Source organism: Bifidobacterium sp. W8114 (genome assembly GCF_016101165.1).
Taxonomy (GTDB): Bacteria; Actinomycetota; Actinomycetes; order Actinomycetales; family Bifidobacteriaceae; genus Bombiscardovia; species Bombiscardovia asteroides.
Genome location: NZ_JACFRA010000002.1, coordinates 138,534 through 152,398 on the forward strand (window position 1 = coordinate 138,534; position 13,865 = coordinate 152,398).

General features: G+C 59.7%; 10 protein-coding genes. All 10 read right to left on the minus strand.

Annotation, left to right across the window (positions count from 1 at the left end; translation table 11 throughout):
* Positions 1–2: 2 nt before the first annotated feature.
* The 10 genes from H3T89_RS03435 to H3T89_RS03480 all read right to left on the minus strand — a co-directional run bounded on the left by H3T89_RS03435 (position 3) and on the right by H3T89_RS03480 (position 13,577).
* Positions 3–1,607, minus strand: coding sequence for a variant leucine-rich repeat-containing protein (locus H3T89_RS03435; protein ID WP_198216251.1), 1,605 nt, complete (start codon positions 1,605–1,607; stop codon positions 3–5).
* Between the two features lie 248 nt (positions 1,608–1,855).
* Positions 1,856–3,391 (minus strand): glycoside hydrolase family 30 protein, encoded by a 1,536-nt coding sequence (locus tag H3T89_RS03440; RefSeq protein ID WP_198216252.1) that lies wholly within the window; start codon positions 3,389–3,391, stop codon positions 1,856–1,858.
* A 52-nt stretch (positions 3,392–3,443) separates the two neighbouring features.
* The gene (locus H3T89_RS03445; RefSeq protein WP_198216253.1) at positions 3,444–4,985 is read right to left on the minus strand and encodes a glycoside hydrolase family 30 protein; all 1,542 of its coding nucleotides are present in this window, start codon (positions 4,983–4,985) and stop codon (positions 3,444–3,446) included.
* Between the two features lie 331 nt (positions 4,986–5,316).
* Entirely contained in the window at positions 5,317–5,697 is a 381-nt protein-coding gene (gene rplL, locus H3T89_RS03450) for a 50S ribosomal protein L7/L12 (RefSeq protein WP_015022403.1), read from the minus strand.
* 101 nt (positions 5,698–5,798) lie between these two features.
* Positions 5,799–6,320 carry a 50S ribosomal protein L10 gene (gene rplJ, locus H3T89_RS03455; RefSeq protein WP_015022404.1) on the minus strand — a complete coding sequence of 174 codons (522 nt, stop codon included), beginning with the start codon at positions 6,318–6,320 and terminating at the stop codon, positions 5,799–5,801.
* 224 nt (positions 6,321–6,544) lie between these two features.
* Complete coding sequence (locus H3T89_RS03460; protein WP_198216254.1) at positions 6,545–9,250, minus strand: alpha-L-rhamnosidase-related protein; 2,706 nt, start codon at positions 9,248–9,250, stop codon at positions 6,545–6,547.
* A gap of 54 nt (positions 9,251–9,304) precedes the next feature.
* A complete protein-coding gene (locus tag H3T89_RS03465; RefSeq protein ID WP_110417638.1) occupies positions 9,305–10,198 on the minus strand; it encodes a hypothetical protein in 894 nt (297 codons plus the stop codon).
* A 3-nt stretch (positions 10,199–10,201) separates the two neighbouring features.
* Positions 10,202–11,101 carry a carbohydrate ABC transporter permease gene (locus tag H3T89_RS03470; RefSeq protein WP_015022407.1) on the minus strand — a complete coding sequence of 300 codons (900 nt, stop codon included), beginning with the start codon at positions 11,099–11,101 and terminating at the stop codon, positions 10,202–10,204.
* 4 nt (positions 11,102–11,105) lie between these two features.
* Complete coding sequence (locus H3T89_RS03475; protein ID WP_015022408.1) at positions 11,106–12,095, minus strand: carbohydrate ABC transporter permease; 990 nt, start codon at positions 12,093–12,095, stop codon at positions 11,106–11,108.
* A 129-nt stretch (positions 12,096–12,224) separates the two neighbouring features.
* Positions 12,225–13,577, minus strand: a complete 1,353-nt coding sequence (locus tag H3T89_RS03480; protein WP_033511841.1) for an ABC transporter substrate-binding protein — start codon at positions 13,575–13,577, stop codon at positions 12,225–12,227.
* Positions 13,578–13,865: the final 288 nt, after the last annotated feature.

Genomic DNA, 13,865 nt, shown 5'->3' on the forward strand with positions numbered 1-13,865 from the left:
ACTCACTTCCGCACGGCGTTCAGATATTCGTGATACCCGTCATTGTTGCGCAGGGCCGCGTCGATGTCCTGGTCGCCCTGAGCCTCCAACCAGGCGTACAAATCATCATAGAGGGCCGGGTTCATCGCCAGGAAAGGCAGCAGCTGCCGATGCTTGGCCATGGCGAACTGAAGGGCGAAGTCCCCGGTGCGTTTGGCATCATCGGAACTCATCCCGTCCACCACGATGGCCTCCTGGCCACGGTCATAGTCACCCTTGGAAACCCGCTCGAAGACGGATCCGGGCTCAAAGGCGGGCTGATAACGCTGGTCGTCATCCGAATTATCCACTGACTGGGGACGCCGGACCTGATCCGATTCCTTCTTGGACAGGCGGGCCAGCTCTACAGCTCCCAGCGGGGTGAACTCCTGGGCCGTATTCGCTTCGTCCCTCCGACCTTGCTGAGTCTGGCCATTTGCATAGCCACTGCGGCCGGAAGCCGCACGATCATCACGATGTCCACGTTCGTCATGAGCATCACGGGCATCCTGGTCGTAACGGTCCTGACCAGAAGCGGATTCAGCGGAACGGGAACGGCGGGCATCTGCGAAAAGGTCACGGTCGACAGGCTGGCTCTCCTCCTCCTGGGTGCCGACCAGCGGCAGACCCTGCTCGGATTCGTGCTCCTGCCATGGCAGAGGCCGTCGGGCCTCGCCACGAGCGTCCTGGGCCTGGAAGTAAGCACCTCCACGCCGGTCACCCTGGCGGTCTTCGAATGCCCTGTCATCCGACTGGTCGGCATAGATCCTGCGGCGGTCCGATTCCTGACCATCCGCTGAGCCGGCATCGGTCGGCTCCCTATCAGCCCGGCCATGCTCGGCTGAATCGGAATCTTCAGGATACCGGGCCTGCGAGCCTCGCGAATCCGAGGACGCGGCTCCATCAGGGAAAGGCTGCACCGAATTGTCCTGCGAGTTGCGAGCGACTGTGGCAGACCTGGGACGATTCCGTGAAGCACTGTCGGCCTCTTGGGAAGAATCGGCTGTCTTGGCAGCACCCAGGGCCATATCGTGAAGGGCAGTGACCCGGTTGCGGACCCCATCGGCCTTGAAGATGCCAGTAGGCTCGCCGGCACGCATATCCAGAATGTCGTCGACCGACATTTCAGCTGCATCAGGCTCCACCATGCCCCGGGGCTGTGTGGAGTATGAGAAGAGGTCAGGCACCCGGGTCGAAGGATCGGTCTTATCCTCTTCGGGATTGCTGATGCGCACGAAGTCGACGGGAACATCACCGAATTGGAAACGAGCTGAGCTGCTGGACAGCGGGAAGTCGGCATCCACAGGCAGCCTGACCAGCGATCCGTCGGACTGGATCAGATAAGACCCGTTGGTGGAACCCATGTCGCGCAGGGTGGCCAGACCGTCCTGATCGACGGCGAAAATGGCATGCCTTTTGGACATGGATTTAGTCTGATCGGGCACCTCCAGACGACGCCGACCGTCATCGGGCAGCGGACGCAGAGGCTTGCGACCGATCTCTACGGTCTCGCCAGGCTTGAGCCGGGTCTCTTCCGCCCCATTGAACTTGATTATCCACACCTGCCCCGGTCGCCGATCGTCACTCACGTTTTCGACCTCCCAAATCTGCAGCCGCCTTCACTCGGTACTACCGCCTATTCTGTCATGAAACCCAGAGATAGGATTGATTGCGTGCCGAATTAACTGACAAAGGACACATGAAAGACCCACAGGCATGCCGGCGCAGTGGGCCCTCCCTGCAGGCAGGGCTTTGGCATCGAAGTGAACGACATAAAACGGCGGCCGCCCTTGCTCCTGAAAACCATCAGAGTCAATCAGCGGCCGCCGTCATCGGATCAGGCCTGGTCGTCCTCCCCCTCGTAATGGTCGTCAGCTGGGTGCGGAGTCATATGGACGACGAATTGGTCATCCTCGGGCACCGTGCTGCAGTTGAGGCGATCGGAGCCTGACATATGGCAGGACACCGTCCCGAAAGCAGGTACGCTTACCGGTCGCCAGCTTGCGCCCCAGCCATTGACGGTCAGGGCCGCACGGATGGGTTCTTTGGTCGGATTATAGAGGATAACGCTGAGCTCGCCGTCGTCGCGGATGAAGGCGACCGATCCCAGACCACCGGTCCGACCGTCACCGGTATGGCTGGTGGAGGCCACCCTGCGAGCGCCGACCGGCACATCCTGTCCGAAATTACGGAGCATGAAATATTCAAGGTTTCGCTTGACTCCGCCAGTTTGGGAATCGACGGTGATGACCCCGCGCCGGCCCATGGTTCTCGCCCAGCTGGGCAGACCCCGCTCATCCAGGGCCAGATTCCACAGGTCGATCATGCCCACGCCCTGACGGACAAGTCCGATGCCTATCTCCCCGAACATGACATGGCTGGCCTCGTCCACCTGCTCGTCCAGCATGCAGCGCCGCTCACTCATGACCGAACGCCATCCGGGGAACTGCCTGGTGGCGTTCACGACCCATTTGGGCAGGCCGGAATATGTATGCATGGCCGTCCCGGCGAAGCTCTGGGCCTCGGCAGGGGTCATATAGTCGCTGACCGGACGGCTGAAGAATCTCAGGCCGTCATCGCCGAAGAAGATCTCCACCTCAGGGAAGCTGCGATCGAGTGCCGGACGCAGGTAGTCCACCCCCCAGCGCACCAGCTCTTCGGGGGTCCAGGTCGTCATAGGCCAGGAAGGATTGTTGGAGGGCTCGTTCTGCATGGTGACGGACGCAATGGGAATGCCAAGCTCCTGGTAGGCCTGGATAAACCGGATGAAATAGCGGGCATAGGCAGCGTCTACCGTATCCCGCGGGCGGTAGCCGTTGCCACAGTATTGCCCCAACCGTAGACGCCCAGCACCCTCCAGCTGACCGCTGTCCTTCATCCAGGCAGGCGCGCTCCAGGGCGAAGCCATAATCCGTACGCCCGGGTTGATGGCCATGATCTCCTGAAGGACGGGGACCACGTACTTCATGTCCTTGGTGGCCTCGGGCGAGCCCGGCTTCCCCTGCCCAATGGAGAAGTAGGTCATATCCGAATCCGACATCACGCCCTCGGGCAGCTCATCATAGGAGTAGTAACGCTGGCTGGAGAAATCGCATGACCCGATGGAGATCCTCAAGGTGGATAGGCCCGCCTGAGCCGGATCGAAGAGCTCAGTCAGAATCCGATGACGTTGGTCAGCATCCATGGCCGTCATGAACAGGTAGGCACTGGAGTCCGTCAGAGCAGCGCCGGCCCCCTCCCAGTACTGATAGCGTCTGGTTGGATCAATGACGATGGGGACGGCCGCGCCGGGCCCAGTTGTCGCCTCCGGGGTCGCTATAGGTTCTCGCCGCTGGGACAGGTCCCCTGCCGTTGCGGTCCAAATCTCCTTCATGTTCGTATGTCTCCTTCCGCCGGGCTCTTTCCCGACATCGCCATTCCGGTCCTTAGTCCTGTCCGGGAGCCTTGTCATCCACGGTGTACGCAGGCAGTTGCAAAGCAAAGTCCTCATCCTCGGGTACGGCCGAATCATTGATCCGCTCGCCCGTCGTCGCGTGCATGGTCACGGTCCCCCAGGCTGGCACGGTCACACTCTGCCAGCGGTCCCCCCAGCCGTTGATGGTGACAGCCGCCTTGATAGGCTCGCCCGTGGGGTTGTAGATATGGGCGGCGATGGATCCGTCCGGCGCCAGGAAGGCCACGGAGCCCAAAGAGCCGCTCCAGCCGTCCGGAGTGTAGTTGCTGGAGTCAATCACTACCGAACCGGGTTCCACGTCCTGGCCGAAGCTGCGGAGCATGAAATACTCCAGGTTTCTGCGAACCTTGCCGCTGCCATGATCGATGGTGACCACACCACGTCTGCCGTCGGCACCGATCTGGTTGGGCAGCCCACGCTCGTCCAGGGCCATGTTCCACAGGGTGATAAAGGAAGAGCCATGGCGGACCAGCCAGTTGCCGATGACCCCGGACATGATGTGAGCGGCATCCTCGGGGGTCTGGTCCAACATGCAGCGACGTTCGGTCATGCCATAGATCCACTGCGGATAGACCCGGTTGGCATAGTCCAGTTGCGGATAGTCGTTGTCATAGGTGTGCAGGGTCAAGCCGCTGATGGAACGGGCCTGCTCGGCGGTGACATCCTTATCTACCGGTCCGGTCAGGCAATGTGCCGAGTCGTCGTTGATGAAGATGCGCACCTGGGGGTGCCGACGGTCCAGCGCAGGACGCAGGAATCGGTGGGCGAAGTCGGCCTGCTGGGCCAGGGCCCAGGTCATGGCCGGCCAAGGGGCGGCGTTGGAGGGTTCGTTCTGCACGGTGACCGCCCAGATAGGGATGCCTATGGCTTCCATCTCGTCGATGTAGCGGGCGAAGTACCGGGCATAGACGCCCTCTATGGAATCCTCAAGCGGATCATAGCCGTTGCCGGTCCACTCGTCGAAGCGCAGGTGGCCGCCCATGCACAGGTGGCCGGTGTTCTTCATCCAAGCCGGGGCGCTCCAAGGCGAGGCGATGATCTTTACCGCAGGATTGATGGACAGAATCTCCTGGACAACGGGGATGATGTACTTGTAGTCCTTGGTGGCGTCCGGAGCGCCCGGCTCGCCCTCGCCCAGGGAGAACCTGGTCAGATCCTTGTCATGCTCGCCATAGGGAATGTCGTCGTAGGTGTAATAGGGCTGGGAAGACGGCTCGCAGGAGCCCAGCGGGATGCGGATGACCGAAAAGCCGCCCTTGTCAGGATTGAACATGTCATCCAGCAGGGCATGCCTTTGCTGGGCGGATTGGCTGCCCCAGATCAGCGAAGCCGCGGCATCGGTGATGGCGGCTCCAGCCCCGAGCCAGGGCTGATGCCGTTGGCAGGGGTCGATGACGATGGGCTTGGCATCCTTGGGCCTCTCCCCCATCGGAGGGGCTTGCAGGGGCCGGCGGCGATCGGTCAGGTCTCCGGAGGTCACTGTCCAGAACTGGTTGGTGAAGGTGATGGTCATGATTACTCTCTCGTTGTCATATCTGGGCATCGGCGTCACGGTCGATAGGACAGGGCCTTAGCATAGCAGCGATTACAATCATGAACAAACTGTTTCGATCAACTTCGATCACCACGATTGAACGGTCAACCCTCTGCTCCGAAGTTGCCGAAGCTGCAATCACAGCGGCAGGCGCAGACCTGTCTGTATATACCGATTACACCTATGCAGATCGGCTCAGGCAAGCATAGTCACCCCTGCGCGCACGGTTGGCTGGGTTACAGGAAAAGCCCCGCACCATCAGTGGCAGTGCGGGGCTTTTCAAGATACAAAGGCTCAGAAGAGCCGATGACTACTTGAGCTCGACGGTGGCGCCGGCCTCTTCCAGCTGGGCCTTGGCCTTGTCGGCATCTTCCTTCTTGGCGCCTTCCAGGACGGTCTTGGGGGCACCGTCAACCAGAGCCTTGGCGTCGGCCAGGCCCAGGTTGGTGATGGCCTTGACGGCCTTGATGACCTGGATCTTCTTGTCGCCGATTGCGGAGAGCACGACATCGAACTCGGTCTTCTCCTCCTCAGCCGGAGCAGCGGCGCCGGGGGCGGCAGCGGCCACGGCCACAGGGGCGGAGGCCTCGACGTCGAACTCGTCCTCGAACTTCTTGACGAAGTCGGACAGCTCGACCAGAGTCATTTCCTTGAACGCGTCGATGAGCTCGTCAGCGGAGAGCTTGGCCATAATGGCTTCCTTTCATTTGTGGCGACCGGCATTGACTGGTAGACCGATCACCGAACATCTTCTTGTATTTGCCGTATGGATCCGGGCCAATGGCCGTGGACTCAGGCGGCCTTTTCCTGCTTCTCGCGCAGTGCATCGAACGTACGCACGGCCTTGGTAGGCACAGCGACGAACAGGTTGGCGGCCTTGGACATGGTGCCCTTGAGCGCGCCGGCCATCCGGGAGAGCAGTACATCGCGGGATTCCAGATCCGCGATTTTCTCCATGGCATCCGCGTCAGCGACAGCTCCATCAATGAAGCCGCCCTTGACGATCAGTGCCGGATTGTCCTTGGCGAAATCACGTAGCGTCTTGGCGGCATTGACGTAATCACCCTTGACGAAGGTGATGGCGCAGGGGCCGGCAAGCATCTCATCGAGACCCTCGATTCCAGCCTCTTTGGCCGCAATCCGGGCTAACGTGTTCTTCGCCACGTTGTAGGAAGTATCGCGGCCTAGCTTGTTTCGCAGATCGGCGACCTGCGGAACACTGAGCCCGCGGTACTCGGTGAGGATGATGGCATCGGCGTCACGGAACTTGTCCGTCAGCCTGGCGACAGCCTCTTCCTTTTCGGGCCTTTTCATGGCGTTCCTTCCTAGACAGACCTCTGGAGGGAGCCGGACGACCGAGCATGACAGGCAAAAAGAAAGCCCTGCCGACAGGCAGAGCAAAAACAGGTCACGAGGACCGATTTGAAACTCAACCTGTGCTGGCTCGATCAACCGAACTTAGGAGACCCAAGGGTCCCGACCAACGGTCTTTGGTGTGCAAGCGCTAATAGTACACAGATCAACAAGGACCGTCAAGTCTATAGATGCGGCACCATCAGATGGTGATTGCCACAGGGCAGCGCATCCGTAACCAGGGATCCTGCTCTGCAACGAACGCCGGCCACCCGGCTCTCGGCATCCAAGGCCTTCAGCATGATCGGCGACCCGTCCAGTAAGGCCTCGACCTGACCCCCTGGTCCGAGGTCGAGCAGGGGAGGAAGAACCAAGCGACCCCGGCAGCCTTGGGGCACCGTCAATTCCAGATCGATGTCCGGCAGGAGAACATACCCAGGCCTGGCATCCGCACTCCCCTTGAACCTATATGACATATGGATGTCCCCCGTGGGCACGGGCATGGTCAGCTCGGCCCGGCCCAAACCTCCAGGCTGAGGAGCGGCTACAAATTCACGGTACCCGGGCTTCAAAGGCCGCAACCCCATCAGCCCGCTGGAAATCAGCCAGACAGGCGAGGCCCCCCAGGGGTGCGAATAGGTGGTGTTGGATTTGATCGATGGGTCCCAGGCCTCCATGGTGCCTCCGGCACCCTGATCCAGCATATGCTTCCAGGTGCGCATGCCGTCCCCTGCCGAGAGCAGGGCCAGAGCATCAGCCCCTAGGCCTGATCGATAAAGTCCATCCAAAAGCACGGCGGCCGCGTAGGCGCTGCAGGCCATCCCCCTACGACGCAGATAGGCACCGACCGTGTCCAGACGAGCGGGATCCGAAGGGGGCGCAAAAGCCAAAACAAAGGCCGAAGCATGCATGGCACAGTGATCGATGGCCGGGCCGTCGGGACCGTCTAGCAGACCATCCCGGTAGGCGCCGACCGCTGGATCGTAGAGACGCTCATCCAGCGCCTCCTGCATTTTTCGGGACACCTCTGCCAGACGGGCGGCTCGGCTACGATGGCCCAAAGCCCGCGACAGACGAGCCATGGCTTTATAGGCGGCACTGGCCAGTGCGTTGATGACCGTGTTGACACGACCGAAGACATATCCATCGCGTTCAACGGGCGGCCAGTCGACCAGGTCTCCATCCATCCGGCTGGAAGCGCCAGGGTCCTTGACGATCAGCCCGCTGTCCTGGTCCAGGTACCTGTCCGGCAGCAGTCCCATCAGTCGTTCGTACTGGGCCGCCGCCTGTGTCAGATCCCCTGTGTGCATCCAGGCATCGTGCACGGCCAAAATGCTGTAGAGGGGCCACTCGGTGGGCCAGGTTCTGTTGGCAATCAGATAGTCCAGGCTGTAACGGCCCAGGGCGGGCGCATCATCCAGCACCATATGAGCCCGCTGCTGGATCCAGGCATCAGCCTCATAGGGAGCCCGCTCCCTGGTCCAGGAATCGACGTAGATGTCAGCGTTGAGTCCCCTGATGGTGTTACGCCCCAGCTGCCAGACCTCATCGAGCAGAGGCCTGTCGCAATGAAAACTGGCGTGCTCGTCATATACGGGAGCCTCAAGGCACTCCGCCCACAGGCTTCCTTCAGTCAGGCTCGCCAATAGCCCATCGGGGTCGGATCCCGCAGGCCATATCAGCTCCAGATATCGAAAGACCCGAATCCCCCAGGTCTGGGCCCGGTTGCTGCCAGCCTGCAGCCGCCAGTGATCCTCATAGACGTTGGAGGTGGCCAGACGGTAACGAACGCCTCCCTGGCCGTCCAGAACCTCCCCGTAGCGGACGGTCAAGTCCAAATTTTGCGACAGATCCACCCGCAGACCGATGCCGCCCAACCGCACGGAGCCGAAGTCCAGCAGAAGATGGCCAGGGGTGGCCTCCAGAACCCGATGAACTTCCACCCGGGTTAGTCTGGTGCCGTCTGCAGGAGCTGCCAGGCACTTGGAGAATGGAGGCCGAATCCGTACCTTGGGCCAGGCAGAGTCGTCAAAGCCCGTGTTGGAAAAACCCCAGGGGTATCTGGACAGATCGATGTCCTCGGCCGGAGCCTGATAGTAGGTTGTACCGATGGAGGCGCTGTCAGGAAAGGCCTCAGCGCCGCTGATAGCCTTCCATTCGGCATCCGTGCCATAGTGCTCCACCCTGCCATCAGGGCGACCCAGATCCAACTGTGCCTGGAAGCGTCGGCCTTCCATGGCATAGGCCACCACGCCCAGAACATTCTCCGCCCCCGGATGCAAGAGGCCGGTGACCTCATAGCCCCTGTAGCGATCCTCTCCATCCAGGGGGAACACCGGACCACAGCCTAGAAATCGCCCGTTGAGCCATAGCCGATAGACAAATTGACGCGCGGGCACAGTGCTGTCAGCGGTCGCATACAAACTCGCCCAGAGTATCGGCCCAGGGGGCAGCCGGACCACACCACGCATCAGCGCCCAGCCTTTGGCATTGCCCTGAGAACCTGAGGGGTTCTTTTCATCCTCTGCGGACCAAATGGCTTGAGCGTGCCAGGCCAGGCCAGGACCCGTGCCAAAGGTGATGGGTTCAGACCCTATCAACCGACGGCCCTGTGCGTCCAGCAGAAGAACGGACAGCCAATACCGTCGCGAAGGATCCATATCAGGTCCAGGCAGACGGCTGCCATTGAGCTCGTCCACAGGTTGGTTGCCGGTGTCTACAAGTATCCTTCCCTTCGGCTGTTCGAAGACTCGCACCCTGGCCAAACGGACCCTATCCGCCCAGGACGGCAAGGGATCCAGCCTCCACCTGACCGTGGGCCTGGTTCCCGGTTCGATATCCACAGGACGATCCCGATCCTCAATCAACACCTGCAAAGGCTCACAGCCCATTCCAGCAAATCCTCCTTGAGCCTGCCCTCAAATACAACTTTTCTTCATGAACCGCTATTGCCGGTAGTCCTGAATCGCAGTGAAGGAAGAGCCCTTGGGTCCAGCATCCGGCAGTCCATACATGACCTGTACGCCTGGATCCTCGCTCTCACGGGCCATCTGGCGGAAGAAGGGATCAGCCTGCCACCGCACAGCTGCCCAGACCAGATACCAAATCAGGCCAGTGGCCAGAAGGGCCACCAGGATGGGCGAGCGCATCAGCCCCCAGACATACCCGGCCAGGACCGCCAGCGACAGAACCAACATGTACCAGCGGCGCACCGACAGGAGGAGGCCATTGACCAAGACCTTGCGGATGCGCGCCCGAGGATATTCCACCAATAGCACCAGAGAGACCAAGGCGGTCTGCACCAGGAGAAGCAGGCATACCAGGATTGGGAAAAACATAATCTGGCCCCATGAGAGCTGTGACATGATCTGGAGATCATAAATCAGCGCGAAAGCAATGAGCCCCAGAGGCAGCCAGGTCGCCCATGACCTTAGGGCCAGAACCTTGTAGGCCCGCCAGTATGCACGGAAGAATCCATAGACCGTCCCCGAATCCACATAGGGTTTCGCTATCCAATCCGGCAGAGACTGCCCACTCTCTGTCATGGAATCCATGGCCTGCCGCCTGGCCCGGGCAGAGGCCGACGACAGGCCTGGATGATCGCGATATATGGCAAAGAGTGCCGCCAGACCAGGTGCGGACAGCACGGCTGCCAGCAGATAGGTCGGGAAGTACTGCGGATCTCTCAGAAAGATCAATACAGCAGCCAAGGGCAGCATCCCCAGCAGGGAGCAACACCCAGCACCCAGCACCACAGCAATGGAGTTGGTGATCCCCAAGAGGGCCCGCATGGCGTAGCCCTTGGCGGGACGCCCCTGGTCGCCATCACTTCCAGCCAAAACTCAGCCTTTCATACCGGATGTCGCAATGCCGGCGATGAATTGCTTCTGACCGATGAGGAAGACGATCAGGATGGGCAGGACCGAAAGAACCGAGCCGGTCATGATCATGGCAAAATCAGCATTGTACTGGGAAATGAAGAGCTTGAGGCCCAGCTGGATCGTGTAGAGCTTCTGGGAACGCAAGTAAATCAACGGACCCATGTAGTCGTTCCACGTATTAGTGAAGGTAATGATGGCCAAGGCTGCAAGTGACGGTCCCGACAGGGGAAGCATGATGCGCCAGTAGATGCCGAACTCACTGAGCCCATCCAATCGGCCCGCCTCAGACAAATCCTCAGGTATGGTGTCATAGAACTGTTTCATCATAAAGACGCCAAAGGCTCCAAAGGCTTGCAGAAGGATGATGGACCATCGCGTATCGGAGAGACCGACGGCGGAGACCAGCTTGAACTGCGGAATCATGTAGGCCTGCCAGGGCACGGCCATGGTGGCGATATAGATCAGGAAGAGGGTGGTGCGCCCCCTGAAGGGGATCTTCGAGAAGCCATAGGCTGCGAAGGATCCGGTAAAGACCTGCAGGAGTGTCACGATCACAGCGAAGAAGATGGTGTTGAGCAACCAGGTCGTCATATCGGACTTGGTCCAGATGGCAATATAGTTCTCCCAGTGCCAGACCGATGGGAACCACTTGATGGGGATGGCGTAGACCTCATTGTTGGGTTTGAGGGAGGAGAGGAACATCCAGAAGAAGGGCAGGAGCACGAAGGCGGAGACGACGATCATGGCCAGATACCCGATGACTGTGCCTGCAATCTTGGCCGGAGAGACTGGCTTCTTGTTCCAGGGAACCTCCTCACCGGCGGGTGAGGGAACAGCTGCGGAGACTGTGTTGGTGGACATGATCTCAGTCCTCCTTCAGATTGTTGTACCAGAACTGGAACAGCGTGACCACCATGCAGATGGCCAGAAGAACCAGGGAGACGGTCGAAGCATAGCCGAAGTCGCCACGTTCGAAGGCCACACGGTAGATGTACTGCGCCAGAACCAGGGTGCTGGTGCCGGGGCCGCCATCGGTCATGACCAGTGTCAGATCAAGAATCTTGAAGGATCCGATGGTCAGGGTGACCATGACGAAGAAGAGTGTGGGGCGCATCATGGGTACGGTCACATGCCAGAAACGCTGCCATCCGTTTGCGCCATCAAGCTCAGCGGCCTCATAGAGCTCGGAGGGGATGGTCTGCAGACCTGCCAGGAGCAGAATCATATAGTAGCCGACCTCACGCCAGGTACCCACGACGATCACAGCGGGCATAGCCCAGGCCGTCGAGCCCAGCCACCCGGGGGGATTGCTGATGAAAAGCCGCAGGAAGGAGTTTATAGGACCGGACTTGGGGTCGAAGAGCATGCCCCAAACCTGGGCCGCAGCCACTATGGAGGTGATGTAGGGGAAGAAGGCCACCGTTCTGAAGAAGGCACGTCCGCGCAGCTTGGAATTGAGCAGGACGGCCAGGGCGAAGGCCAGAACCAGAGTCAGGGGGATGTGGACTATCGAATAGTAGATGGTGTTCCACACCGAGGTCATGAAGATCTTGTCGTGGGATAGCCTGACCCAGTTCTTCACGCCGTTCAAGACAGGGTTGCCGAAAGCCGACCACTTGGTAAAAGCTATATAAAAGAGCGTCAGGGTGGGCAGGAGGGTCAGGCAGATAAAACCTATGAAATTCGGCGATATGAATATCAGACCATTGCGCAGGTTCCTTCGTGAAATCGCCTTGGCATTGAACTTGCCCTGCTTAATCCTCGGGGCCCGCCGCCCGCCGCCGGGCCCATGAGACCCCGTTTTGTGATCAGCGGCCGCCTGTCGGTCGTCAATCACGCCGATTTCTTCTGACATCTGTGCCTCTCCTTACTGCCATCACGTGTCATGGGTTTGGGAAGCCCCTCGCCACTTTTACTCCAACTGGCTCAGTGGGAGGCTTCAGGACACATGTGCATCCTGAAGCCTCCCTTGCGTCACCTGGGACTATTCGTCCAGTACGCCTTGATCCTTAACGTTCTGGGTTGCTTCCTTGAGCCCATCGGATGGAGACTTGGCACCCGTCATAATCGAAGAGTGGGTGTCCTTGAGGATGGAGTTGACGGTGTCCGTGGCCTTGTCCACAGGCGCTTCCATCTTCATGTCGTGCTTGCTCCATGCATCCTTGGAGGCCTGGTCGGAGGCCATGCCCTCAGGAGAGAAGAAGGTATCGGTCACCTTGTCATCGATATAGGCGGGGGTGGTGGAGAGCTTGGCCAGCTCAAGAGCACCGCCTTGCCCGGTGGCCCACTTGACGAACTCCTTGGCGGCAGCCAGTTTCTGACCGGAAGACTTGGAAGAGACCGCCAGGCTGGTGGGGCTGCCGAAAGTGATCGGTGTCTTGGGCAGCTTCGTGCTGGGGTTCTGGGGAGCCGGAGCCATGCCCCAGCTGAACTTCTGGGCTTCACCGGACTGCTGCTGGCTCAGAAGAGTGGCGGCGTACCAGGTGCCCATGGGCATCATAGCGGCCTTCTGGGTGCCGAACTGCGCCTGATACTGAACCTTGTTGGTGAACGAAGTGTTCCAGTCGATCGTATACTTGTCCTTCTGCCACTCCAAGGCCCTCTTGTAATAGGGCTCCATGTAGGAGAAGTCGGCCTTAAGGAAAGTGCTGGCGGCCGACTTGCCGGACTGTGCCAGAGCGAAGGACTGCACCACGGACTGCCAGTTATGCATATACATGGGGTAGACGCTGTTGGCATCGTAACCTGCTGCAGGCAGCTTCTCCTGGAGTTCCTTGGCAGCCTTGGTGTAATCATCCCAGGTCCACTTGGCGTTCGGCTCTTCTACCCCGGCCTTCTTGAACATATCCTTGTTATAGAAGAGCACCCAGGTATCACTGCGGTAGGGCAGGGCGAAGTACTTGCCGTCGTGGTTATAGCCGTTCAGATCAATATGCTTGTTGCCCTGGTAGCCCTTGGCGATGTCGGAGATATCCGCCAGTCCCTGCGAGTCTGCATAGGTGACATACTTGATCATGTTCTTGATGGGGAAGACATCGGGCTGGGCGCCTGAGGAGATGTCCGCCGTCAACTGCTTGTCATAGTCATCAGCTGAGTATTGCTTGACGTTGACGGTCACGTTGGGGTGGGCTTTATGGAAGCCGTCAGCCAGAGTCTTGAACTCGGGGGTCATGTCCAAAGACCATCCAGCGAAGGTGATGGTCGTGTTGGCCTTGCTGTCGAATCCGTCACTTCCTGAGGAGGCCTGCTTGCTTGAGCCGCCACCTCCACAGCCAGCCAGCAGCATGACGCCCGCAGCCGTCACCGCCAGAGCCTTGGTTACAGTTTTCACGTTCATGGTCATCCCTTTCCTTCGGCGACAATGCCGCGGAAGAGGCCGGATAAGGCCGACCCCTCTCTCGCTGCAGACTTATCACAGTCCCCAGGTAAACCCTTGCTGGCTTACCTGCCCATGATAACTCCGAGCGAATAAATCCAGATTAACTGGTCTGAAAATGACCTGAAGAGTTTGTTGCAGTCTGTTTCCATCACTCTTGGGCCACAACCCTGGTATACACTTGAAAAGTTAGAAAAGCTAGGGATGTTGGCCGTCGCGACTGCCCTCATCAGCATCAGAGTAAAGCAT